The organism is Treponema parvum, from assembly GCF_017893945.1.
GTDB lineage: Bacteria > Spirochaetota > Spirochaetia > Treponematales > Treponemataceae > Treponema_D > Treponema_D parvum_A.
In genome coordinates this window covers 983,995-1,007,285 of record NZ_CP054257.1, presented here as the reverse complement: position 1 = coordinate 1,007,285, position 23,291 = coordinate 983,995, and the positions used below count along the sequence as shown (strand labels likewise).

Genomic DNA, 23,291 nt, shown 5'->3' with positions numbered 1-23,291 from the left:
TCAGTTTTCTCCTTAATCAATAATTTCACCGCAGATTCGCTAAGTTAATTATTGCATGCGATAAGCCGGAAAGCAAGGACTATCAATACCGCATTTTCGGAGACTCAAAGCATGCAGTAACTAATCGTTCCGTTGAAAAATTGCCGCATATTAAACCGGAGCACAACATCCTGTCTCAGACGGGAACCTTCACCACAACTTTCTTGACGGGGGCATTGCCATCGACCTTGATTCTCGGCTTATGGGCATCCTCCGGTCCAAGGATAACATAGTCACCTGCATTGAGAAACACGTTGCTATAGTGTTTAGGTTCCTCGTAAAAGGTGATGTCTTTTGCCTCGTCGTATGGAACTGCAACGGCGCCCAATTCGCCTCTGCTGCAAACTCCGCAGTACTCCATACCCTCGATGACATACTGAACGTCAAAAAATTTTTCATGAGTTTCAAACCGGCCGTCTTCTGCGTTGATAGAATCATAATGCTGAATGCTCGCCTTAACACCCTCTCCAAGTTCAATTGTGCATTCCGAAAGTTCTGCAAGATCTTTTCGCTTCAGAAACTCAAAAGCAAGCCGGAATTTTTTTGCCGAAAAATCGTACTTGTACTCCAAACCTAGCTTTGTGCTAATCATCAGCAGAACTCCTTCAAACCCTCAATCGCATAGGTTCTGACAGGACAGCTGTCCAGCCCCTTTATGTACATCGGCGCGAAGCTGATGAAGAATGTCTCCTGTTTAAGTTGGTCAAGGTTTTTGACTACTTCCAAAAAAGTGATGTTTTTAGCCATGCAGATATCGTGGAACGGCTTTACATCTTCGTTACAGTTTTCAATCGAGACGCCGTCGCCGAAGCCGACGCACTTTACCTTTTTATCAACAAACCACTGAGCCGTTTCGCCGTTGACGAGAAGTCTCTTGTCGTTCGGCCCGTTAGTTTCAGGCGTGAACGGAGCAAGCTTGTAGATTGAATCAATGATAACCACGTCGCCCGGCTTGACTTTGGCGCCGATCGCCTTGTCTAGGTCTGCAGCGCCGATGTGAGAAAGCGGCGCGAGATCTTTGAATTCGTGGTACAGCCCTCTTCCGATAAATGATGTAAGCGGAAGGTCTGCAACGCTTGCTCCGTCCTCAAAGTGATGGTACGGGCACTCGCAGTGAGTTCCAAGGTGGGTCATTATGTCGACGTTTGTGTGGAAGTCAGGAATCGGCCCGCCCGTGTTGAATCTGTCAAGTTTGCATCTTCTGGTCTCTGTGGCCGGATCAATGTACTTTGTCAAATCAATGACTCTAAGTCCGTTCAGTTCGTAAACACTCTGCATTCTCTGTTCTCCTTGTTTTTGTTTTCCAAAGCATGAATCGCATTGACGACAAACTCATGATAAGGAACTTCTATCTTCCGGTCATGTGCGGTCTCCACTACGCTGCCACTGATCGTGTCAACTTCGCTTTTTTTGCCGTCTCTGATATCCGCATAGATTGAAGTGTATCCGCCCGGTGCGTTGGCACAAACTGTGTCAACATCCTTTACAACTTCCTCAAGATCGAATCCGAGTCCTAGTGAGTTTGCAACCTCAACGGCCTCTCTGCACAGCTGCTTCATAAGGAAGTTCGCGTTTGCATCCGTGTGTATGAATCCGAACGGAACCTGAAACAAAGCGGTCAGTGAAGATGCCGCCGTGTTTGTGAACATTTTATTCCAGACCTGTCTCCGAACGTTGTCTTCCGTGCGGCACTCAAAACCGCAGCTTGTGAAATTCTCTGCGATAAACGCAATCGCCTTTGAACCGCCGTCCAAAAGCCCGATGCTTGTGATTCCGCTTCCGCCATGGTTGACGAAGCCCGGCTCAATTACCGAGCTGTTGTGCTGGGTGGATCCGATTATGATATGCTTTCTGTCTGTGAACTTCAAAAGCTTGCTTTCATGACCTACTCCGTTCTGGAGCGTCATCAGATATGTGTTTTTCCCTATAAGATTCTTGTTGCCCTCAAGCGCTGAAATTGTGAACATGGACTTCACAAAGACAATCACAAGATCCTGTTCCCCCAGCCCTTCGGATTTGAGCAATGCGTTAGGACTGCACTGAGTTACGGAGCCGTCTTTCTCTTTAATTCTGACACCGTGTTTTTTGATCGCGTCGACTACCGCATGACTTACGTCAATGACAGAAACTTCATTGTTTTTTGAGAGATAACCGCTGAACAGGGAGCCCATCGCACCTGCGCCCAATACCGCAATCTTCATGTTTTGCTCCGAAGCTCCCGCATTTTGTTGCAATTATTATTGCAATCGAATTCAAACATAACTAAAATAGTATTGCACGGTTTCTCAGCGAATGCAAGCATTTTTTTAATATTTTTTTGAAATGCTGCAGGTTAACACATTGTCATCCTCTAACCATATGTTCTGGCTGAAAGTGAAAGCAGGCAATAAATTGAAACTTCTCTTTTAGGAGGACTCAAAAGACACACTTTTGCAGTGAAAATTTGAAAACGGAACGCCCTTCTCCATCATATTTCCAGTAGCAATGCAGTTGCGGTATTAACGCGCACAATTTCCACATTCGCATTGAAAAAAGAACGCACATTTTCTTGCGTGATGACATCGCGGATATCACCGAAAAGATAGGTTTGTCCGGACAGTAACAATCCCTTATCCGCAATGCGGATGATATTTTGAATATAATGCGAATTAATGATGACGGCGGCATGGCGGGATTTTGAAAGCGTTTGCAATATTTTTAAAAGTTGCGACTGATTATAAAAGTCTAAGTTCCTTAAAATGCAGCAGTTGAGAGAATATCAATTCTCGAAAACTGTTGCATTCGTGCGCGAAAAGCGCACATATAATCTGCGACGTTTCGGCTTCGCCCGAAACTCGACAGTTCATGACATCCACAGATGGCGGTGGCTATAAACAGAAGCGATATATTTTGGACGGGAGAGAAAGCGGGAGGGGGATGAGACTATTTTACCGTTATTATCCGATTGGCCGATTAATAGAAAAGGATCTTTCTAAAATAAAATGAATGGCCCATACATAGCATTATTCGACTATGTACTGTATAATTAGGATATAGGAGCCTATTATGAGTCGTAAAGTTTTTTGTGAAAAAGATGGAATTTTAATTACTTATACCGATAACGATGTATGTTTTGAAGATTCCCAAACAGCCGAAGCGATTTTGCTTACAAATAAAGGAGAAGTAATTCATTCTAATTTTAATGTAGAAAAGAATGAATATTTTAAAAATTATCTCAAGCAGATTTATCAGGCGATAACGGCATTCCGCAATCTTGATGCACTTGAGAGCGCCTGATGCCCATATATCTCCGTACGGCAGGTTATAAAATTTACTTTTGGACAAATGAACGCGGCGAAGCTATTCATTTTCATGTTACGAAAGGCGATCCAAGTAAAAACGATACAAAAATTTGGGTTTTATCGAACGGCTCTTTTAAACTGGCTCATAACAAGGGTAAAGTTCCTGCAAAAGATTTATCCCGCATTTTTTCTGCTATGCAAAGTTACTATTTTGACTTTATAAATTTTTGGAAGACGTACCATAGTGCAGAAGTGCAATTTTATAATTGATTATATAGGAAATAACCTAACACTCGCTTCAACCTGACATTGCGGACAAGCCGCAAATGCAGGTTAAGCGAATGTTATGTGGACTGCCCAGTGGGCAGCTATTATGGAGAAAAGAATGGCATTTGATTTCAAGAAAGAATATCGGGAATTTTATCTTCCCAAAAATAAACCAGAAATTGTAACAGTTCCAAAAATGAATTATATTGCAGTTAGGGGAAAAGGAAATCCAAATGAAGCAGGCGGCGCTTATCAGCGGGCAGTTGGAGTATTATATGCGGTAGCGTATACTCTAAAAATGAGTTACAAGACTGATTATAAAATTAACGAATTTTTTGAATATGTTGTTCCTCCGTTGGAAGGTTTTTGGTGGCAGGCCGAGATTGACGGCGTAGACTATTCAGACAAATCAAGCTTCAATTGGATTTCGGTAATTCGTATTCCAGATTTTGTTACAAAAAAAGATTTTGATTGGGCTGTAAAGACTGCTGCTGAAAAGAAAAAAATCGATTGCTCCTCTGCGGAATTTCTATCGATTGAAGAAGGCCTGTGCGTTCAGATAATGCATAACGGTTCTTATGACGATGAACCGACAAGCGTAAAAATTATGGATGATTTCATTCGATCAAATGGATATGAAAACGATATGACGGAAAAACGGTTGCATCATGAGATTTATCTTTCAGATCCCAGAAAAAGTTCTCCTGAAAAATGGAAAACAGTCATCAGGCATCCGATAAAAAAAGCAAAGCGAAAAGCGGCGCTCCAGTTAGTGAGGTGATAATGCCGATGGGAATTTCCGAAAAGCCGATTGTTCGAGCAAAGGTGTCGGAAAGCAGCATAAACAAAGCGCCGAATACGCTTGAAAGCGGCAGTACATATCCGTGATTCGAGCCGATAATTTTTCGAGTTGCATGAGGAATTACCAGCCCTACCCAGCCGATCATACCGCTTACCGTAACGGCAGAAGCGATCAGTACAGTCGCTGCACCAAGCACAATACTTTTAACGAGCTTTGGATGCACACCGGCGATTTTTGCTTCATCATCTCCGAGCGATAAGATATTTAACTTCCAGCGAAATAGGTATAACAGACTCGTTCCAAGCAAGAACGGAAGCAGAATAAAAGTAATTTGCGCCGAGCCGGAGGATGCAAAGCTGCCCATCAGCCAAAACGTAATTGCAGGCAGGGTATCGTTCGGATCTGCTGCAAATTTTAGAATGGACAGCAGAGAAACAAATAATGATGAAGTAATGATACCGCTTAAAACAATAGATAAAACAGAAAAATCTTTTTTCAATCTACATAATGCAACCACAAAAAAGATACTGAGCAGTCCTGCAGTAAAGGAGAGTATAAGTGTTGCGAAGAGATTATTGCCGAAGAACAGAATCCCTGCTGCAGCGCCAAATCCTGAAGCGGAAGCGGTTCCCAACACATCGGGACTCGCAAGCGGATTTTGCAAAATACCCTGCATCGCTGTACCTGCCAGAGCAAGTGCAGCGCCTACCATAATCGATAGTATCACTCGCGGAAGACGGATATCGAAGAGGATATGCCGTTTTACATCACCGTCTGCGACCGTTTGCCGTGTAACAAGCTTTGCAATATCGGACGGCATAATCTGAAACCGTCCGATAAAACAAGCGGCAATTGCTGCTGCCGTCAAAAGCACTATACCGGCAATAAGTATTTTGCGATATGAGGTATGACCGTACCTGTACATTTACTGTATCGCTATCGGTTTAAGCATATCGCTGATAACAGTATCCGGTAAATCGGCAGCATACATTTCTTTGTAATAGTGTTTTATTCTTGCCTTAAATTCAGCCTCGGTATACCTATCGGGATATACTTTCAGCAGCATCCAAAGCGGCAGCAAAGGAGAATCGGCACACGGCATTCCCCAGCTATATGTGCCTTGCGGAATATCGAATACATGTTTTTCTTTTACCGCAGTAATAAACGACCAGTCGGAGCCGTCTACTTTGTTCTGTAAAATATGCGCAGCGACGATTACGTTTTTTCCGACTCGCATGTTATTGATAAAAATCACATCGGGATTCCACGCATGAATCTGTTCCATAGAAACGGCTGCCTGTCCTGCTCCATCAGCAAAGCCTTCTACTGCCGCGCTATTTTCAAAACCTGCCATCTTTAAAAATGCATCTCCATAACTATTTTTTCCGCTTACGGTAATCTTCCCGCCAAGATAGCTGAAAATAAAAAGCGCTTTTAATTTTTTATGTTCACCTGTATGTAAAATTTTTTCAGTGAGTATATTTGTTTCCTGCCACTGCTTTTTAAACCGTTCGGGATTTTTTATGCGGAAAGTATCTGCAAGCAGCGCTTCCCATTTTTCCGTTAGCGTTTGGGGATTCATATCTTTCAGGTGCATATTCAACAGCGGTGTATCGATATTCGCCAAATTCTTTTTTTCAAAATCCCCGTAATAGATAATCAGTGAAGGATGTAAGGATGCCAGACTTTCGACATTGATTGTAAAATCGTTATTGACAAACGAGGTGTCGATGTTTTTCGCAGTGGAATTTACAATATGCAGCACCTGCGGATTTGATGTTGAAAATGTCCGCGGATTTACACCGACAACGGAATCCGCAAGCTGCGGAAAAGTAAGCAGCATCGAATAAACCGGCGGTGATAAATTAACGATACGGGTATGCTGTTGCTCTCGTTCGGCTGTTTCTGCACCATGCGATTCTTTTTGTCCCGCAGCAAAAAGACTGAGACCTAATACGGAAATAAAAACCGCATATACAATTTTCTTATTCATATTTTCCTCCATAAAAATACTCGTTCACAATAATAGTAAAAACTTTTACAAGTTTCAAAAATGATTTGCTATCATCTCATTAGCTTTTTCTAAAAAGCGATCGATAAGCGAGCATTCTTGCTCATTCAGCGAATCGATAAAATCGAAAAAAGATTTATCATACGTTTGGTGGTAGTTCTCATGTGCGATATACGCCGCTTTCCCTCTCTTTGTTAAAAATAATTTCTTTCGTTTTTTATCTTCCATATCCTCTTCTTTTTCTACAAACCCACGTTCCTCAAGTTTCAGCAAAGTCTTGTGAATAACCGCACGGGTAATCCCCATATCGCGGGCAATTTCCGAGCTGAATATTCCCGGATTATCTCCTATCTTTTTTATGATATGAATTTCGCCGCGGTAAAACGTCATATCCTTCCCGGCAAAGGAGAGCGTGCTATTTTTTCCGTTTGCAATTTTTTCTATCAGCGCTATATACCGTTCAATCACGGTGTTTTTACTTGTCATCACACACCTTCCTAAATACAATAAAAGGATATAAGCCGTCGGTGCCTTTTGTTATCGCTTTTAGACTAACGGAATTTAAAGCGGAGATCAGTATCTCTTTTAACAGAGCTTTATTTATGCGGAAGTTTTCATCCCTCAGTGCTCTGCGTCGAAGTTGTTGGTTCTTTCGTCTGAGATTTCCCTTTAGCCACCGCGCCGCATATCGCGCCTTGTCTTTCTCTGCGGCGAAAGCAGTATCATATACCAATAATAGTCCGCCTTCTTGGAGCGCATCGCTTATTTTTTTAACAAACGGCTCGATCATCTCCGGCACAAATGGAAAAATACCTGAGGCAATAATAAAGTCATAGCCTCCGCCGATATCGTCCGAAAGAAAATTTCCTTCCATGATTGCAATGCGGTTTTTGGCCGGAGAATCGGCGATGAAACGCCGTGCGATAGCTGCAACGTCTTTCTGCTCGAAAAGAACGCCTTCGCATTTTGTATACGATTCGGCTATTGCAATGAGCAGCGCTCCTGAACCGCCTCCTAAATCAAGAACCTTTTTCGGCATAATGCCCAGTTCTTTAATCAGTGTAAGTAAGGGCTGTTTTCTCAATATGCTTATTTCCTTGGCGGTAATCCGTGCCATTTCAGTAAAATCAAAGACGGGGCAGCTGCTTGGATTATCGGATACGACTTCCGCTTCATTGCATATATCCGACAATCGTTTGCGATAAAGCAGTACATCGCCTATATACGATAGGCTCGAACGGGATAAAAACCGCTGCGTTTTGCCGGTATTGCAATAGCGGTTTCCGTCAAGGATTATCAATCCTTGAGCGGTGAGTACATCTAAAAATACCTTTAGAGATTGTGCATTGCCAAGATTGAGACTGCCGTATTTACCAGCATTGCACGATATTACCTCAGCAAGCTCCTCAGCCGTCTTACCGTTACTTAATACGGTAAACATATCGAGCTCCAACGCTATGAAAAAAATCTGCGCATCCAATAGTGCGTCGAGCTTTGTATAATATTTTAAAACAGATTTCATCCTCCATCCTTTTTGTATGCTAGGCATACAAATATAATCGGAAATGAATATTTTATCAAGCAGGGGCATGGTGGTTAATAACCTGGAAGAATACAAGGAAATCGGCAGAAGAGGTACAAAAACGAGCGGCCGATTCGTACTGCAAAGAATGTTGACAAATAAAAGAAAAAAGGACGATACTGCCTGTAAAATCCGTACAAAAAATATCGGGCGGGCGCCGGTAAAACATCCTATGCTTTATATAATGGAACTGGCCGGACAACTGCTGCGCTTTGATACTTCAATGCGGCGGAACGGTTTCGGAAAGCTCGAAAAATTTTAAGACGGGAGAAGCCGAGTGAACATGCTCAATTCTTTTAACAGGACGATGGACTATATTGAAAGCGTCCTTGACGATGAAATCGACGAAAAGGAAGTCGCGCGCATTTCACGCTATTCGTTTGCGCTTTTTTCGCGGTTGTTTTCGATACTGACGGGGTATACGCTCAGCGAATACGTGCGCTTTCGAAAACTGAGCCGGGCGGCCGCCGACTTGCGAAACACAAACGAAAAAGTCATCGATATCGCTTTAAAATACGGATACGAGTCCCCCGATTCTTTTGCCGCCGCGTTTAAAAAATTCCACAACGCGTCGCCGAGCGAAATAAAAGAGGGAAAAGAATTCACATCGTTTTTGCCGCTTCGCCTGTCGTTAACCGTTACGGGAGGTAATATGATGAAAGTAAAAATCGAAAAAAAAGAGGCATTCACTGTCGCAGGCTTAAAGGAAACGGTTTCGGCAACGACCGATTTCCCTTCGCTGTGGAAAAAGCTGTATTCGCGCATACCGCATTCGCAATTGGCAAAGCTCGGCAACGGACAAAGTTTCGGCGTATGTACGGAAGTAAGCGATTGCAAAGATTTTACGTATATAGCGGCCTACGATCTTCGCGGCGCACAGTGCAGAGAAAAGGCGCGCGAACTCGGATTGTCGGTGCTTGAAATTCCTCAAGCCGAATACGCGGTCGTTACGCTTGAAGGCGCCGTCCCCGGCTGTATTCACGCCGGCTGGAAATTCGTTATGGAAAACTTTTTTCCCGAACACGGTTTCCGCCACGCCGGCAGCCCCGACTTTGAAGTGTATTCCGAAGGCGATATGGACTCGCCCGCCTACAAAATGGAACTGTGGGTGCCGATCGTAAAAGAGTGAAGATGTAACGGAATCCTGCAGGCTGAAAGAACACTGCAAACGGCAGACCGCCCCCTGCGGGGGCGGTCTTTATAGCCAGCACTGGTGCTTTTTTTTATGAACTGCCCCCCCTGTCGCACAAATGGTCTATCTGTTCGGCTATAAAATGCTGGAAATCTTCCCATTCATTTAAACACTACGCAGGCACGCTGCGGTCAGGCTACCGGGCGGACGTCATATCGCCGATAACGGACGCAAGATCGCCTTTAAAAGAAACGGTGCGGTCTGAAATTTCTTCAGGCACATAATTTTCTTCGCTGTTTACACTGATCAATACGGATTTAGGATTTGCCGCCGTCATCTGCCAAAAAGGATATTTTATTATCCCGGGAGTATTGTACCCTACTCCCAGTTCCATCAATAACAGCCGTGAATTTTTAAATTTTTCAACAAAGGCTTCGTATCTTGAAGAAGCGGCGTGCCATCCTTCGTCTTCCACAAAAGTTTCGTCCGCACGCAGATTCATCGACATGGGAGATCCGCACACGGGACAGAGAGGAATCAATTCCGAAGGAATTTTCATGTCTTTTTGGGCTGCAAGCATGCTTTTAACGGCGTTTTCGTTGTCGTATGTTTTTGAATGACACGGTTTTGAACACTGAAAAAGGCCGAAGTCGCCTTGAGTATAAAAAAGTCTCTCTTTACTAAAACCTGCTTTTTGAAAGCAATGATCCACGTTTGTAGTAAGAACAAAATAGTTCTTCTCCTTTAGAAAAGAAAAAAGCTCGTCATATAGCGGTTTTGGAGGATCGGTATAACGGTTACAATGAACAAACCGGCTCCAATACGCCCAGAATTCTTCAAGCGTCTTATAAGGATAAAATCCTCCTGAATACATGTCGGTAAAACCGTATCGTTCATAAAAATCACTAAAATACCGCAAAAATCTTTTGCCTGAGTAAGTAAAACCTGCGGCAGCCGAAAGCCCCGCCCCTGCTCCCACAAGAACGGCTTCCGCGTTCTTTAAAGCGTCTTTTAAACGTTCGATTTTTTTTCGGTAAGCGGCGGCGTCAAAGTCGCTCTTCATCTTATTTTTTTCCTAAGAGCATAAAGTCGCTTATGGGGCAGCAAAAGGCAATACCGCTTCCCGGAGAAGCAAGGCAAGGTAACGTACGCACGGCTTCAAGAACGTCGTCCAATTTTTCAGAATCTATGATCATCAAAAGCATTTCTTTTTCAGGAACTATTTCCATGCCGAAAAATTTTGCGTCTCCGGGTTTTGCCGTTCCCCGCGCTTTGATCACGGTGCCGCCGCCGGCGCCTGCTTTACGAGCGGCAGCCATTATATCATCCGCATAACCTCTGTTTGCGATAATGCTTACCATATGATGAGCAGCGTTAAAAGTCATATAATCATCACCCCCAAATATATTACCGGTTTTAATCAATCTTATCGAATCCAAGGAAAACAACACTCCGAATCTTTTCTTTTTTCTCTCTGAAGCTCTGGCTATCGCATCCGCAATTTTCGACCGCTCTTCCGAAGGAACAAGCATGTACACGATATCTTTTGACGTTTCGCCTAACGCAAGCACATGAAGAAATCTGTTTTCCGAAATTCCGCGCCCCATAACTACGGTACCGCCGCCGGCGCCCGCAGAACAGGCCGCCTTTATAATAAATTCGCCGCCGTCATGGGGGACAATGCATACCATTAAGTTATACGATGTCATTCTGCCCCTCCTTTCTTTTTATAATTAAATACAAGTCCGAGAATTTGAATGGCGATCAGAGGCGTCATAGCGATAAGAGCAATTACGCCGAACGCGTCGTTGTGTGCGCCCGAAGCTTGAGAAGCGCCGAGCGTAAATGAAAGAACGAACGTGGAACTTATAGGTCCTGAAGCCACTCCGCCTGAATCAAATGCGATCGCCGTAAACAGATCCGGACAAAAGATCATAAGAATGAGAGCTACCGCATAGCCGGGAATAAGCACATACATGATATTAAAACCGAATAAGGAGCGAAGCATTGCAAACGCAATCGCTATCGCAGCCCCGGAAGCAAGGAAGACAAGCAGAACTTTGCGTTTTATAGTTCCGCCTGAAATCAATTCAACCTGATCCGTAAGAACCCACACGGCAGGTTCCGCACAAACTACCACCGCTCCGATCAAAAGACCTGTTCCTACAAGCATAAAAGTCCATAATCCGCCGTTATTAAGAGCAAGAGTTCCTAAAAGGACTCCGAGCCGGCGGCCGGCGGTCATAAAGCCGCCGTTCACTCCAACAAGAAAGATCGTAAGTCCGATATAGCTGTAAAAAAAGCCCAAGATCATACGCGCTAAGCGGCGCGGAGGCATGTGAAGAAGAGTTGTTTGAAAAACAATAAAAAGTATAACCACAGGCGTAAGCGAATACACGGCCTCACGCGCAACATGGGGTAATATGCTTAAAAACACATAAAGCCCTTTAAGATCCGCTCCGGCAGCATGAGAAATTTCTTGATCGGCAATAACGGCCGCATGTTTTGAAAGAAAAACTCCGTAAAGAAGAACCGCCAGAATCGGACCGACGGACGCCATTCCCGTAAGACCGAAATTGTCGCTTTGAGAACTTCCGCCTTTTTTTGAATTTGCCGAATTTACGCGTACCGACGAAACTCCTATTCCAAGGGCCATAATAAAAGGAACCGTCATAGGCCCCGTGGTAGCCCCTCCGGAATCGAATCCTATGCCTATAAAGTTATGAGGAGCTATAAATGCAAGCATGAAGACTATAAAATACGAAAATACAAAAAATATCTTAAGCGGAAGGCGCATAACCGTGCGCAAAAGCCCTAAGGCTATATAAAATCCCACTCCGGATGCGATCATCATTATAAAGACCCTCTTATTAACAAGAGGAAAAATGCTGCGCACCTGATCGCTTAGAACCTGTATGTCAGGCTCGGAAGCCGTTACAAGAAAACCTATCGCAAACGATGCAGCGAGTAAAAGGGGAAGGTTTCTTTTTTTTGTAAGTTCGGAACCGCCGTACGTACCGAGCGGGAGGATACCGATATCCACTCCGAGCAAAAATATCGTAAGTCCCATTATAAGAAGAATTCCGCCGACGATGAATCTGAATAAAAGCTCTTTGCCCAAAGGCGCCGCCGTCACCCCGAGCACAAGCACTATGATCATAACCGGCAAAACGGAAGACGCCGTTTCTTTAAATTTTTGTATGATATTCATTTTAGCCCAACAACTCGAACTTCAAGTTTTATAATTTTAGGGCGGCAGTCGCACACGGATGTGCGACTTACAAGTAATGTCGACAGTTTTTGAAAAAAACTGTCAGTTTAAGAAAAACAAGGACGTTTTTCTTAATACACAATCCCTGCCGCGTAAAACTCAACATTCAGGTTATCTTAAGTTATAGCAGTTACCGACACACATAATCAATATCAAAACGGACATATTCAAATCAGATAAACTGCACAGGACGGCGCACAAACACATGCGTAGGACTTGCGTTATTAACAAAGTGGAATTAGAATTAATAAATAAGAGGTATTCACTATGAAACGAAATATTATTTTAACGGTGATTCTTGCCGCCGGCGTACTCGCAGGCTGCTCGAAGAAATCCGGAAGCGGCGCGGAAACATCGAGCGCGGGCTGGAAGCCCGAAAAAGACGTAACTGTTATCGTCGCATATAAAGCCGGAAGCGGCACGGATACGGGAGCGCGCATTCTGTGTTCCGTCGCTGAAAAGTATGTCGGTAAAACGCTCATCGTTACTAACAAAGAAGGCGCCGACGGGAAAATCGGATATACGACACTCGCGACTTCGAAGCCCGACGGATATACGATCGGCTTTATCAATCTGCCTACGTTCAGTTCTCTTTCCATCCAGCCGAACAGCCCCTTTACGAAAGATTCGATCGTTCCGATCTGCAATCACTTGTTCGAACCGTCGGTCGTCGTCGTACGCAAAAATGCGCCGTGGAACACGATCGAAGAATTGATCGAATACTGCAAAGCGCATAAAAACGAAGTCAAGTGCTCGACGAACGGCGTCAAAGCGTCGAATCACATCGGCGCGCAGCTTTTGGCAAAAGCGGCGGGTTTTGAAATCAGTTGCATCCCTTACGGCGGAACCGCCGACCAGCTCCTCGCGCTGAGACAGGGCGAAGTCGATATGTCCGTTCCGAAATCGGCCGACGTTGCGTCGCTCATCGGAGATAACGGAGAACTCAAAGTGCTCGCAACCTACACGGAAAACCGTATCGCAGAAATGCCGGACGTTCCGACGCTGAAAGAAAAAGGCTACAACCTCGTCTACGGTTCGGCACGCGCCCTCGTCGCCCCGAAAGGTACTCCGCAGGCTGCTATCGATTTCTACGTCGACGCGTTCGAAAAGACGATAAACGATCCCGACAATATCGAAAAGAGCAAAAACGCAGGTCTCGCTCTCGACTTTATGTCGCCCGATGCGCTCGGCCGGTTTATCGACGCGCAGGAAGATTTCGTCAAAAACACGCTTCCCACATTGTTCAACTGACAAAGCGTGCCGTAAAGCGCCGATCCAAGCGCATATGCGCCGATCGGCGTTTTCGAAAAGCTGCGGCCGGCTGTTTTATGCAGCCGCGGCTTTATCGTCTCCATCTTCGGAGGTTACATGAAAAAAAGCGACATCATTTTGGTTGCGGCGGTCTATGCGATTACCGCTTTTTTCTTTGTTATGGTGCTGCAGTATCCGAGCGACGTGCGCATCTACCCTATCTTTATTATGGTGGTGCTCTCCGTACTGACCACAATGCATTTGATCGAGTGTCTCGTAAAATTCGCACGGGAGAAAAAAATCGAAAACGATATGCCCCTTCTCTTCGAGCATTTTAAAGCCAAGCAATTTTTTACCGTTTTTGCAATGCTGTTCGCATACGTCGTTTTAATAAACATACTCGGTTTTTATATTTCGAGTCTTTTGTTCATCGCGGGAACGCTTATATTTTTTAAGATCAAACCGCTGTACATCGTCATAACGACCGCCGTATTCCTCGTTTTGATTTACGGCGGATTTTCAACGTTCCTGCATGTTCCGCTTCCGCGCGGTCTGCTGCTCTAAAAGGCGGGAGGTACTTTATGGATTTTTCGTTAATCGGCGCGGGATTCGTCAACGCCGTTATGCCGCTCAATCTGCTTGCCATGCTGTTAAGCACGACGATCGGCATCATGATCGGAGCGCTTCCCGGTCTTTCAGCCGCTATGGGTGTCGCGCTCATCATCCCGATCACCTTCGGTATGCCGCCTTCGACCGGTCTTATCGTGCTTGCAGGCATTTACTGCGGTGCGATTTTCGGCGGATCGATTTCGGCCATATTGATCCACACGCCGGGCACTCCCGCTTCCGCAGCGACCGCGATCGACGGTTACCAGCTGACGCTCCAAGGCAAAGCGGGTAAAGCCCTCGGAACTGCGGTTATCTCGTCGTTTTTCGGCGGGCTTTTAAGCTGTATTTCCCTTTACTTTTTTTCGCCGCCGCTTGCAAAACTCGCGATGGCGTTCGGAAGCCCCGAATATTTTTGGCTTTCTATTTTCGGTTTGACGATCATCGCCGGCGTCAGCTCCGATTCCATGATAAAAGGTCTCATCTCCGGCGCATTCGGTCTTTTGCTTTCGACAATCGGCATGGATACCATGAACGGCGTGTTCCGCTTTACGTTCGGACAGGCGGCCTTGTATGAAGGGCTTCCGTTTACCGCGACGCTCATCGGACTCTTTTCGATGTCGCAAGTCCTCGTGCTCGCCGACCACAAAATCCGCAAAGCAGGAGAATTGGTCGAGTTCGACGACAGAGTTCTCCTCAACAGAAAAGAGATGAAACTGATCGCCCCGACGATTTTGCGCTCGTGGATCATCGGCAACGTCATCGGCATCCTTCCCGGAGCGGGCGCGTCGATCGCGTCGTTTCTCGGCTACAACGAAGCGCGGCGCGCATCGAAACATAAAGAAGCGTTCGGACACGGGAGCATCGAAGGAGTTGCGGGTTCCGAAGCGGCGAACAACGCGGTTACCGGAGGTTCTCTCATTCCGACGCTCACGCTCGGCATCCCCGGCGAAAGCGTTACGGCGGTTCTCATGGGCGGTCTTTTGATTCATAATATGCAGCCCGGCCCCGACCTCTTCAACAAATACGCTGCCGTCACCTATACCTTTTTTGCGGGATTCGTATTCGTGCAGTTTTTTATGCTCGCTCTCGGACTGTGGGGCAGCAGATGGTTTGCAAAGATTTCACGCGTATCCGACGCGATCTTGATCCCGATCATATTCGCGCTGAGTGTCGTCGGCTCTTATGCGATCCGTAACAGTATGGCCGACGTTGTCATCATGTTCGTGTTCGGCGTCATCGGCTATTTCATAAAGCTCTTCGGGCTGAACTCCGCAGCGATCGTCCTCGCGCTCATTCTCGGCCCGATAGGAGAGAGGGGACTTCGCCGTTCGCTCTTACTTTCGAAGGGAAATCCTGCCATTCTGTTTTCAACGCCGGTGTGCTGGGTATTGATAGCTTTGTGCGTATTCAGTATATTCTCTCCGGCGCTCATGCAAAAACTGGAAAACAAATACAAGGCGCGCGATCCGGAAGCGGATATGCCGAAAGACTGATAATGACGAATGCTGTTTTTGATTTGCCGGAAATACTGACATCGCTGAATACCGTTTCGGTATTTGTTCGCCTTGGGTTAGCCGTGGCGTTCGGAGGCATACTCGGACTCGAGCGGGGCAGGAAACACCGGCCTGCGGGCTTCCGCACATACATGATCGTCTGTCTCTCTTCGGCGCTCATCATGATCACGGACTTATACCTCGTCGAATTCTACGGTACGGGAGATCCGGCAAGACTCGGCGCACAAGTTATCAGCGGCATCGGTTTTCTCGGCGCAGGCAGCATTATGATAAGCAATATGCGCATCAAAGGCATTACTACCGCCGCCGGTCTTTGGGGATCGGCGGGATTGGGTCTTGCGATCGGCGCGGGATTTTACATCGGCGCATTTATCGCCGGAGTCTTTTTGCTTATCATCATGACGATTATGAGCAGGATCGACGCGCGGATAAACTCTACGTCCCGCTCCATGATTATCTTCGCCGAATTCAAATCGACGGAAGCGCTTACGTCGTTCGTAAAAAAAGCTCGCAAAAAGAACTACACTCTGTCCGACATCGAAATGAAAAAATCGTTGCTCGATAGCGATTATATCGGCGCCAACATCGCGCTTTCTCTTCCGAAACGGCGAAATCACGCCGAAGTCATTCAGGAGTTCGGAGCGCTCAAAGGCGTAAAATATATCGAAGAATTATAACAAGCGGGATGCGGTCAAAGGTGAACGACGTGACGGCAGGAAATAAAAAAATCCGTATCGAATTGATACGGGAAGCGCCGGGAGATTATAAAAAACTTGACGACAGCGCATACTTTTTAGAAACAGCGGAAGTAAAAACATTTAAAATAAAGGGAAACCTCTAAAAGCTTCAGTTTTTAGAGGTTTTCTTTAGGTGTATGTGCGACTGATGCCGGCCTCCTGCCGGACAATTTGAATATGCGGCACGGACAACGGGATACCGTCAGTATGCGAGTTTGCAGAGCAAACTCGCTTTGGAAATTACACACGAAGGTGCAATTTTCATACAATTATCAATTAAGCTCCACCTCCTTCGGTTTCCCATTTTCGTTTATATATTTATACATCTTCCAGTTCCTTGTTTTTGCGCTGTCGAAGGCGGTTTTCAGTGCAGACGGAGAGGTAAAGTCCGTATAGTTGCCCTCGGGGATTTGGTTGCCCTCGTAGTCTTGTAGGGGGGGGCCTTCGAAGTAAAGAGTGCACTTTGCTTTGTCCTCTGGAGTGCGCGGCAGTAAATCGGTCAAAACTTGTGTCAACGCTTGTGCGTTAAGCTTATTAATGGCGCAGCTCAGCTCTTTCAAATTGCTTAAGCCCTGTACGTTAAGAGCGGGAAGCTCGTTGCCACTGCAGTTCAGCGTTTGCAAAGCGCTTAAGCCCTGTACGTTAAGAGTGGTAAGTTTATTAGGCCCGCAGTACAGCTGTTGCAAAGCGCTTAAGCCCTGTACGTTAAGGGATTTAAGCTTATTAAAGGCGCAGCTCAGCTCTTTCAAATTGCTTAAGCCCTGTACGTTAAGAGATTCAAGCTGATTTATGTTGCAGTGCAGCTCTTTCAAAGCACTTAAGCCTTGTACGTTAAGAGCGGTAAGCTGATTAGCCTCGCAGTTCAGCTTTTGCAAAGCACTTAAGCCTTGTACGTTAAGAGCGGTAAGTTTATTGCCGTAGCAGTTCAGCTTTTGCAACTTGCTCAAGCCCTGTACGTTAAGGGATGTAAGCTGATTTTTGCTGCAGTTCAGCTCTTCCAAATTGCTTAAGCCCTGTACGTTAAGGGATGTAAGCTTATTTTTGTCACAGCTCAGCTCTTTCAAATTGCTTAAGCCTTGTACGTTAAGAGCGGTAAGTTTATTGTCGTAGCAGTTCAGCCATTGCAAAGCGCTTAAGCCCTGTACGTTAAGGGCGATAAGCTGATTGCCGTAGCAGGCCAGGCTTTGCAAAGCGCTTAAGTCTTGTACGTCAAGGGCGGTAAGCTGATTATTCTTCTTACAGGTCAGATCGATGATTTTGCCTTTAAGGACTACTGTTGTACCTTTCGGGTGCAGTGTGGTTTCCGTGTAGCTGCTTGCAAGACTTGCTTCGTTACAGCCCTCTACTGTTATGGCGGAGTTGTCAAAGGTTTTTGCCGTAACTTTGACGGTGGTCGTACCGGAGCTCAGGGTAAGCACGGCAGAGCCGACTTCAAAGCTCACCGTAACGGCTACCGCTTCTGTTACGGGGTGGGTATAGGTGTTTGACGTGCTGCCTGTAACGACGGCGCCGCCTACCTTCCACTCTTTTACCTTGTAGCCCGACTCAGGCGTTGCCGTAAAGGTTACGGTTTTGTCTTCTTCAACCTTGGCGCCCGAATGGATTTCGTTGCCGTCAACCGTTGCGTTGAGCGTGCCGTTTGCCGGTGTGCCGTCCACGCCGAAGGTGATTGTATAACGCGGTGTCCACTGTGCGGTGTATTCGGCATCGGCTACAGGAAAGAGAAGCGGGGACGGCAGGACAGGATTCCATCCTTTAAAAACGGCATCCGTTTTAACGGGGTCGGCGGGAGCGGTAAAAGTCGCTCCGTATTTGCCCGTTTTTACGATAGGTCCCGCATTGCCTCCGACGTTACCGCCTGCAAGATTAAAGGTTACGTGTACCGTCTTGCGCTCGTAAAAGAGTTTTATAACCGTAGAGCCGTCGGATTCTATCGTGCCGCTTAGCTGTACGTTGCCGTTTACTTCGGTAAGAGAGGATTTGTAGGTAAAGCCCTCGTAGGTTTTCTGCGTGTATGCGGCGCTTTCTCCGACCTTACCGCTTAAAGTTTCCGTTTCCGTCGGTTCTTCAGGGTAGCCGCCTTCCGCTTTTTCCTGATAGTGTTTTACCGTGTAAGAGGCATATCCGGCAGGAAGTGCTTCAAAGCTAACCTTGACATCATGCTCCTTTGTTACGGGATGGGTATAGGTATCTGTCGTGTTGCCTGTAACAACGGTACCGTCTACCTTCCATTCTTTTACTTTGTAATTTGGGGCGGGCGTTGCCGTAAAGATTACGGTTTTGCCTTTTTCAACCTTGTCTCCCGAATTGATTTCGCTGCCGCCGACCTTTGCTTTGAGCGTGCCGTTTGCCGGTGTGCCGTCTACGCTGAAGGTTACGGCAAAGGGGCCAGGAGGTGCGGGCGGCGTTCCGCCTCCGCCTGAGCCGCCGGAATCCGAGCCGCCCGCAGCGTTCGAACAGCCGGTAAACAGCAGCGCCGCCGTCAAAAGTGCGGCTGTGATGAGCGCCGCCGCTCCTCCAAAGGCACATACATTTGCCTTTACATTACTTTGTTTCATAGCAATACTCCCATAAAAACTTTTGCAGGAAATATCAATTTCCGAAAAAGTTTTTAGCCGTGCGCGTGCGCGCACACGTTCAATAGTCGAGTTTGCAAAATAAAGTATATCGTATTCATGCGATTTTTATCGAAACGCCACGTATACACGTCTTCTGCAAACATCCGCGCAAACTCGAGATAAAAAGCGACGGCGATATTTCAGACGGCGCTTTTTATCGTACCTCCTTTTGTGTGAGATAAAAATAAAAAAAGCGCGCCGACGGATGAATTCCTTTCGGTACGCTTGTTGTGCGAAAGGTACTTATTTGAGAAGAGTATGTTGTTGTGTTTCGGGTATAGTTTACGCTACGCGAACGAACGAACGAACGAACGAACGAACGAACGAACGAACGAACGAACGAACGAACGAACGAACGAACGAACGAACGAACGAACGAACGAACGATTATACGGTACCCGCGCGCTTTGTCAAGTGCCTGGGCGAGCAGCTTTTGTGCGTTTTGGGTTAAAAATAGAGTTGTGCCGGCACCGGAGGTATTGTTCATAAATCCTCGTCGTAAAAATTTGCGGGACAGCCTTAAGATGACTGATGGACACTTCTAAAAACTTGGTCAGATTTTTAGCGGTATTATCATACCCTTTTCCTTTGCAAATTTCAACTGCGGGCATAAACGACCTTACGCCCCGTTTCAAACGAAGACGATCCGTGCTATACTGGTGCCATGCGTACTCTTTATCGCGCCCTTTTGTTTTTCGTCGCGTTTTTCGTTTTTACGGGCTGTTTTAAAAAGGCTAAAGGCGGAGACGATTCTAACACTCTCGTCGTCGCAAGCCCTCACCCGCTCGTGCTCATCGTTCCCGTCATAGAAAATTTCGAAAACGAAACGGGGATAGCCGTCGAACTCGTACAAGGCGGCACAAAAGAAATACTTAAAACTCTTCAAATGCACCCCGACTCATCTCCGTACGATGTGTTGTGGGGCGGCTCGTACGCATCCGTACTTCCCGCATCTTCACTCTTCGATTCCTATACAAGTGCGAATGAAGCGTATATCAGAAGCGAATACAAAAACGTCGAAGGCATGTTGAACCGATTTTCCGACGTGCCGAGCGTTTTAATGATCAATAAAAAGCGGCTCGGTGATGTCGCAGTCTCAGGCTACAGCGATCTCCTCAATCCGAAACTAAAAGGCGCAATTGCATTCGGAAATCCGGAAACGTCTTCGTCGGCATGGGAACATTTAATAAATATGCTCTACGCCGAAGGCAAAGGAAACCCCGACGACGGCTGGGATTACGTAAAGAGGCTGTGCAAAAATCTCGACGGAAATCTCTTGGGCTCTTCGAGCGCGGTGTACAACGGAGTTGCGGACGGACGCTTCGCAGTCGGTTTGACATTCGAAGAAGGAGGAGCCAATTTTGCCGAAAAAGACGGCAACATAGCCCTCGTCTACATGAATGAAGGCGTAGTCTTTACTCCCGACGGCGTCTACATACCGAAAAAAATCCGGCACAAAGACAACGCCGTCAGATTTATCGATTACGTTACGGGAAAAAACGTGCAAAGCTATATCGCAAAGCAAATGAACCGGCGTTCAGTGCGGAGCGACGTCGAAACAAAAAGCCTGCTTCCCTCAAAGAGCGGCATCAAGTGCATCTCCGTCGATTACGCATATACGACATCGCATCAAAGCGAATGGGTCGAGCGCTTTCTCGATATCTTCGAAAGCGCGAGGCAAAACGATGAATGACAATGTATATTTTAGAGAAGAAATACGCCGCTCGTTTATAGCGCACTCGCTCATCCCTTCGATCACGCTTGCAAGCGTCGTCATCGTAACGTCCGTTTTGCTGTGGAATGTCAATCTCTACCGCACCCTCGCGCACGAAAATAAAAAGACTGCGACGGCCTTGAGCACAGCCGTAAACGCATACGGCGCTTTTATCGAAGAAAAAAGTCTTTCGCCCGAAAGAATAATCTTTGACGACGCGTTTTCCGTTTCCGGAGCATATACCGCGCTGAAGGAATTTATCCATGCGCAAAAGATCGCTGCTGATTTTACGCTGCTTTCCCCGTCGTACGCCGTCGTGCTCAAGGGAAGCGCGGACGACGACTTTATCGTTCCCGAATGGCAAAATCAATTTACATGGGGCGCGCTCGGCCGAATGCACGAAAAACCGAATCGAACGGTGATCGAACTGTCGTCGGAGTACAATACTGCCGGAAAAAGCGAAATCGTCATCGGACGTGCGCTCGAATCGAAAAACGGAATCGACGGCTACATGGTCTTTACGATAGATGAAGATGCCGTGCGCACGGCTCTCAATCCGACGCTCCCCTTTGCGATCACCGACGACAAGGGCACGCTCTTTGCAGCTTCTCTTCCGCATGCGGGAAACGCGGCAGGAAAGCTCGCGGACGGCTATCGAAGCGACAGGCGATATTATTTTACGGAAAACGAAGCGGTATTTCGGGATGCGACGGCGGGCGGCGTCTTCGACGTCTATACCTTTCAAAATACGCAGCAGATGCAAAGCGCTTTTTTAATAATCGCATTGACGACGCTTTCGGTTCTCGCGCTTGTCATCGGCGGCCTTTTCGTCAGCGCCGCTAAAATCGCCGAAAAGGAATCGCGCGCTCTCACGCAGATCGCACAAGCGTGCGGCGAAGTCGAACGCGGCAATCTCGCAGAGCGCCTTTCGGTTTCCGGCACTGTCGAATTCCAAAAGATCGCAAACGCGTACAACGATATGCTCGACACAGTGCAGCGTCTCATCGATGAAAATAAAAAAGAAACGCACGAACGCTATGTCGCAGAAATCAAACGGCTGGAAATGCAGTTCAATCCGCACTTTTTATACAACACGCTTGAAAATATTAAATTCCTGATAAAACTCGATCCCGATAAAGCGCAAAAAACGATTCTGCGCCTTTCCGAACTCTTGCGCTACAGCATCGACAACGATGCGTCGACTGCTCGGATCGGCGAAGATATCCGCCGCATCGAACATTATCTGTACATCTTAAAACTCCGCTTCGGCAAAAAATTCGCATACGAAATCGACGTGCCGGATGACGTACAAAACTGTGTCGTGCCGAAACTCATCGTGCAGCCGCTTATCGACAATGCCGTCAAACACGGCTTCGGCGATAAAGAGCGCATGAAAGTTTCGATCAGCGCGCACACGGTCGGGAAAAAACTGCATATCGTCGTGAGCGATGACGGAGCCGGCATGGACGAAACAGAACTGAAAGCGATGCGGAAGCTCATCCGTTCACAAAGCAATAAAACGAATCACATCGGATTGTACAACGTCGAGCGGCGCATCGAACTTTTGTACGGAAGCACATACGGCATGACGATCGACAGCGCTGCAGGCAAAGGAACGACAGTGCGCATAAGTCTGCCATTCATTCGGAGCAAAACATGATACGCATTGTGATCGCCGAAGACGAAGATATCATCCGTTCGGGGCTTTTGTACACAATCGACTGGCTTTCCATGAACGCCGTTGTCGTCGCCTCTGCGGCAACAGGTTCCGAAGGACTCGAAAAGATCAAAAGCCTGCAACCGGACATCGTGATTGCCGACATAAAGATGCCTGGCATGAGCGGACTTGATATGATAGAGGCAGCGCAAAAAGCAAAAATCGATTTTATCCCGATCGTGCTCACAAGCTATTCCGATTTCAACTATGCGAAAAGCGCCATCGCACTCCGCGTCTTCGACTATCTTTTAAAACCCGTAGACGAAGCGAAGATCAAAGAAGTCGTCTTGCGCGCACAAGAGCAGCTTGCAAAAAACCGCATCGCACAAAAAGCCGAACGTGCAGAAAGCGCCGGCGCCTCGCCCTCTCCTTTCCTTCCGCCGATGGTTTCCGACAATCCGTATATCGCAGCCTGCCTGAGCGCGATAGAACAAAACTACGCGGAACACCCCAACATCGAAACGCTCGCCCGAACGCTCAAAGTGAGCGCAAGTTATTTAAGCAGATTATTTAAAAAACACACGTCCATGACCTTCCTCGATTTTTTGAACACGTACAGGATTCAAAAAGCCGTAAGCCTACTCGCCGATCAAAAATACCGCGTCTACGAAGTCGCAGCGATGACGGGCTTTTCGTCGTACAAGCGCTTTTACGAAGTGTTCAAATCCTATGCGGGCTTTCCGCCGACGGAACTCGCGAAGCAGGACGGAAAGCAAAAGAGCTGAACGGCTTCTCCAGGTGAATGC

25 protein-coding genes are annotated in these 23,291 nt (G+C 46.7%); 13 read left to right on the top strand and 12 right to left on the bottom strand.

Annotated features, from left to right (window positions below):
* Positions 1-175 precede the first annotated feature (175 nt).
* The 4 genes from HRI96_RS04555 to HRI96_RS04540 form a co-directional block, all read right to left on the bottom strand.
* Complete coding sequence (locus tag HRI96_RS04555; protein WP_210118336.1) at positions 176-631, bottom strand: NanQ anomerase/TabA/YiaL family protein; 456 nt, start codon at positions 629-631, stop codon at positions 176-178.
* Complete coding sequence (locus HRI96_RS04550; RefSeq protein WP_210118335.1) at positions 631-1,317, bottom strand: cyclase family protein; 687 nt, start codon at positions 1,315-1,317, stop codon at positions 631-633. The genes HRI96_RS04555 and HRI96_RS04550 overlap by 1 nt, the downstream gene beginning before the upstream one ends.
* A complete protein-coding gene (locus tag HRI96_RS04545) occupies positions 1,296-2,240 on the bottom strand; it encodes a ketopantoate reductase family protein (protein WP_210118334.1) in 945 nt (314 codons plus the stop codon). Before HRI96_RS04545 ends, HRI96_RS04550 begins: the two co-directional genes overlap by 22 nt.
* Before the next feature lie 266 nt (positions 2,241-2,506).
* On the bottom strand, positions 2,507-2,731 hold the full coding sequence (locus HRI96_RS04540) for an ATP-binding cassette domain-containing protein (RefSeq protein ID WP_210118333.1): 225 nt from the start codon (positions 2,729-2,731) through the stop codon (positions 2,507-2,509).
* A gap of 353 nt (positions 2,732-3,084) precedes the next feature.
* Between HRI96_RS04540 and HRI96_RS04535 the strand changes: the two genes are divergently transcribed.
* From HRI96_RS04535 to HRI96_RS04525, 3 genes are all read left to right on the top strand, one after another.
* A complete protein-coding gene (locus HRI96_RS04535) occupies positions 3,085-3,315 on the top strand; it encodes a hypothetical protein (RefSeq protein ID WP_210118332.1) in 231 nt (76 codons plus the stop codon).
* Positions 3,315-3,590 (top strand): DUF4160 domain-containing protein, encoded by a 276-nt coding sequence (locus tag HRI96_RS11910; RefSeq protein WP_210118331.1) that lies wholly within the window; start codon positions 3,315-3,317, stop codon positions 3,588-3,590. The genes HRI96_RS04535 and HRI96_RS11910 overlap by 1 nt, the downstream gene beginning before the upstream one ends.
* Before the next feature lie 103 nt (positions 3,591-3,693).
* Positions 3,694-4,368 (top strand): GyrI-like domain-containing protein, encoded by a 675-nt coding sequence (locus HRI96_RS04525; protein ID WP_256729296.1) that lies wholly within the window; start codon positions 3,694-3,696, stop codon positions 4,366-4,368.
* Here HRI96_RS04525 and HRI96_RS04520 read toward each other — a convergent pair.
* The 4 genes from HRI96_RS04520 to HRI96_RS04505 are packed head-to-tail and all read right to left on the bottom strand — an operon-like array spanning position 4,313 to position 7,922.
* Positions 4,313-5,314: a FecCD family ABC transporter permease gene (locus tag HRI96_RS04520; RefSeq protein ID WP_210118330.1), complete on the bottom strand. Its 1,002-nt coding sequence runs from the start codon at positions 5,312-5,314 to the stop codon at positions 4,313-4,315. The genes HRI96_RS04525 and HRI96_RS04520 overlap by 56 nt on opposite strands.
* Positions 5,315-6,382 (bottom strand): ABC transporter substrate-binding protein, encoded by a 1,068-nt coding sequence (locus HRI96_RS04515; RefSeq protein WP_210118329.1) that lies wholly within the window; start codon positions 6,380-6,382, stop codon positions 5,315-5,317.
* Between the two features lie 54 nt (positions 6,383-6,436).
* Entirely contained in the window at positions 6,437-6,886 is a 450-nt protein-coding gene (locus HRI96_RS04510) for a MarR family winged helix-turn-helix transcriptional regulator (RefSeq protein ID WP_210118328.1), read from the bottom strand.
* Positions 6,876-7,922, bottom strand: coding sequence for an SAM-dependent methyltransferase (locus tag HRI96_RS04505; RefSeq protein ID WP_210118327.1), 1,047 nt, complete (start codon positions 7,920-7,922; stop codon positions 6,876-6,878). The genes HRI96_RS04510 and HRI96_RS04505 overlap by 11 nt, the downstream gene beginning before the upstream one ends.
* Before the next feature lie 43 nt (positions 7,923-7,965).
* Between HRI96_RS04505 and HRI96_RS04500 the strand changes: the two genes are divergently transcribed.
* Together HRI96_RS04500 and HRI96_RS04495 are read left to right on the top strand one after the other, a co-directional pair.
* On the top strand, positions 7,966-8,244 hold the full coding sequence (locus tag HRI96_RS04500) for a hypothetical protein (RefSeq protein ID WP_210118326.1): 279 nt from the start codon (positions 7,966-7,968) through the stop codon (positions 8,242-8,244).
* A 21-nt stretch (positions 8,245-8,265) separates the two neighbouring features.
* On the top strand, positions 8,266-9,111 hold the full coding sequence (locus HRI96_RS04495) for an AraC family transcriptional regulator (protein WP_256729320.1): 846 nt from the start codon (positions 8,266-8,268) through the stop codon (positions 9,109-9,111).
* A gap of 199 nt (positions 9,112-9,310) precedes the next feature.
* Here the strand turns inward: HRI96_RS04495 and HRI96_RS04490 are convergent, their stop codons facing one another.
* From HRI96_RS04490 to HRI96_RS04480, 3 genes are read right to left on the bottom strand one after another with little or no spacing between them, the layout of a single operon-like run.
* The gene (locus tag HRI96_RS04490) at positions 9,311-10,177 is read right to left on the bottom strand and encodes an SIR2 family NAD-dependent protein deacylase (RefSeq protein WP_210118324.1); all 867 of its coding nucleotides are present in this window, start codon (positions 10,175-10,177) and stop codon (positions 9,311-9,313) included.
* A 1-nt stretch (position 10,178) separates the two neighbouring features.
* Positions 10,179-10,823 carry a P-II family nitrogen regulator gene (locus tag HRI96_RS04485; protein ID WP_210118323.1) on the bottom strand — a complete coding sequence of 215 codons (645 nt, stop codon included), beginning with the start codon at positions 10,821-10,823 and terminating at the stop codon, positions 10,179-10,181.
* Positions 10,820-12,325 carry a DUF1538 domain-containing protein gene (locus HRI96_RS04480; protein WP_210118322.1) on the bottom strand — a complete coding sequence of 502 codons (1,506 nt, stop codon included), beginning with the start codon at positions 12,323-12,325 and terminating at the stop codon, positions 10,820-10,822. The genes HRI96_RS04485 and HRI96_RS04480 overlap by 4 nt, the downstream gene beginning before the upstream one ends.
* A 327-nt stretch (positions 12,326-12,652) precedes the next feature.
* Between HRI96_RS04480 and HRI96_RS04475 the strand changes: the two genes are divergently transcribed.
* The 5 genes from HRI96_RS04475 (at position 12,653) to HRI96_RS04455 (ending at position 16,600) form a co-directional block, all read left to right on the top strand.
* A complete protein-coding gene (locus HRI96_RS04475) occupies positions 12,653-13,636 on the top strand; it encodes a tripartite tricarboxylate transporter substrate binding protein (RefSeq protein WP_210118321.1) in 984 nt (327 codons plus the stop codon).
* A gap of 117 nt (positions 13,637-13,753) precedes the next feature.
* Positions 13,754-14,200 (top strand): tripartite tricarboxylate transporter TctB family protein, encoded by a 447-nt coding sequence (locus HRI96_RS04470; protein ID WP_205074296.1) that lies wholly within the window; start codon positions 13,754-13,756, stop codon positions 14,198-14,200.
* A 17-nt stretch (positions 14,201-14,217) separates the two neighbouring features.
* Positions 14,218-15,738 carry a tripartite tricarboxylate transporter permease gene (locus HRI96_RS04465; protein ID WP_210118320.1) on the top strand — a complete coding sequence of 507 codons (1,521 nt, stop codon included), beginning with the start codon at positions 14,218-14,220 and terminating at the stop codon, positions 15,736-15,738.
* Positions 15,739-15,740: 2 nt separating this feature from the next.
* Entirely contained in the window at positions 15,741-16,436 is a 696-nt protein-coding gene (locus HRI96_RS04460) for an MgtC/SapB family protein (RefSeq protein ID WP_256729295.1), read from the top strand.
* A gap of 8 nt (positions 16,437-16,444) precedes the next feature.
* Positions 16,445-16,600, top strand: coding sequence for a hypothetical protein (locus HRI96_RS04455; protein ID WP_210118319.1), 156 nt, complete (start codon positions 16,445-16,447; stop codon positions 16,598-16,600).
* Between the two features lie 168 nt (positions 16,601-16,768).
* Here the strand turns inward: HRI96_RS04455 and HRI96_RS04450 are convergent, their stop codons facing one another.
* A complete protein-coding gene (locus tag HRI96_RS04450) occupies positions 16,769-19,054 on the bottom strand; it encodes an InlB B-repeat-containing protein (RefSeq protein WP_210118318.1) in 2,286 nt (761 codons plus the stop codon).
* A 724-nt stretch (positions 19,055-19,778) separates the two neighbouring features.
* Between HRI96_RS04450 and HRI96_RS04445 the strand changes: the two genes are divergently transcribed.
* The 3 genes from HRI96_RS04445 to HRI96_RS04435 are packed head-to-tail and all read left to right on the top strand — an operon-like array spanning position 19,779 to position 23,270.
* Positions 19,779-20,807 (top strand): extracellular solute-binding protein, encoded by a 1,029-nt coding sequence (locus tag HRI96_RS04445; RefSeq protein WP_210118317.1) that lies wholly within the window; start codon positions 19,779-19,781, stop codon positions 20,805-20,807.
* On the top strand, positions 20,800-22,488 hold the full coding sequence (locus HRI96_RS04440; protein ID WP_210118316.1) for a histidine kinase: 1,689 nt from the start codon (positions 20,800-20,802) through the stop codon (positions 22,486-22,488). The genes HRI96_RS04445 and HRI96_RS04440 overlap by 8 nt, the downstream gene beginning before the upstream one ends.
* Positions 22,485-23,270 carry a response regulator gene (locus tag HRI96_RS04435; protein WP_210118315.1) on the top strand — a complete coding sequence of 262 codons (786 nt, stop codon included), beginning with the start codon at positions 22,485-22,487 and terminating at the stop codon, positions 23,268-23,270. The genes HRI96_RS04440 and HRI96_RS04435 overlap by 4 nt, the downstream gene beginning before the upstream one ends.
* Positions 23,271-23,291 lie beyond the last annotated feature (21 nt).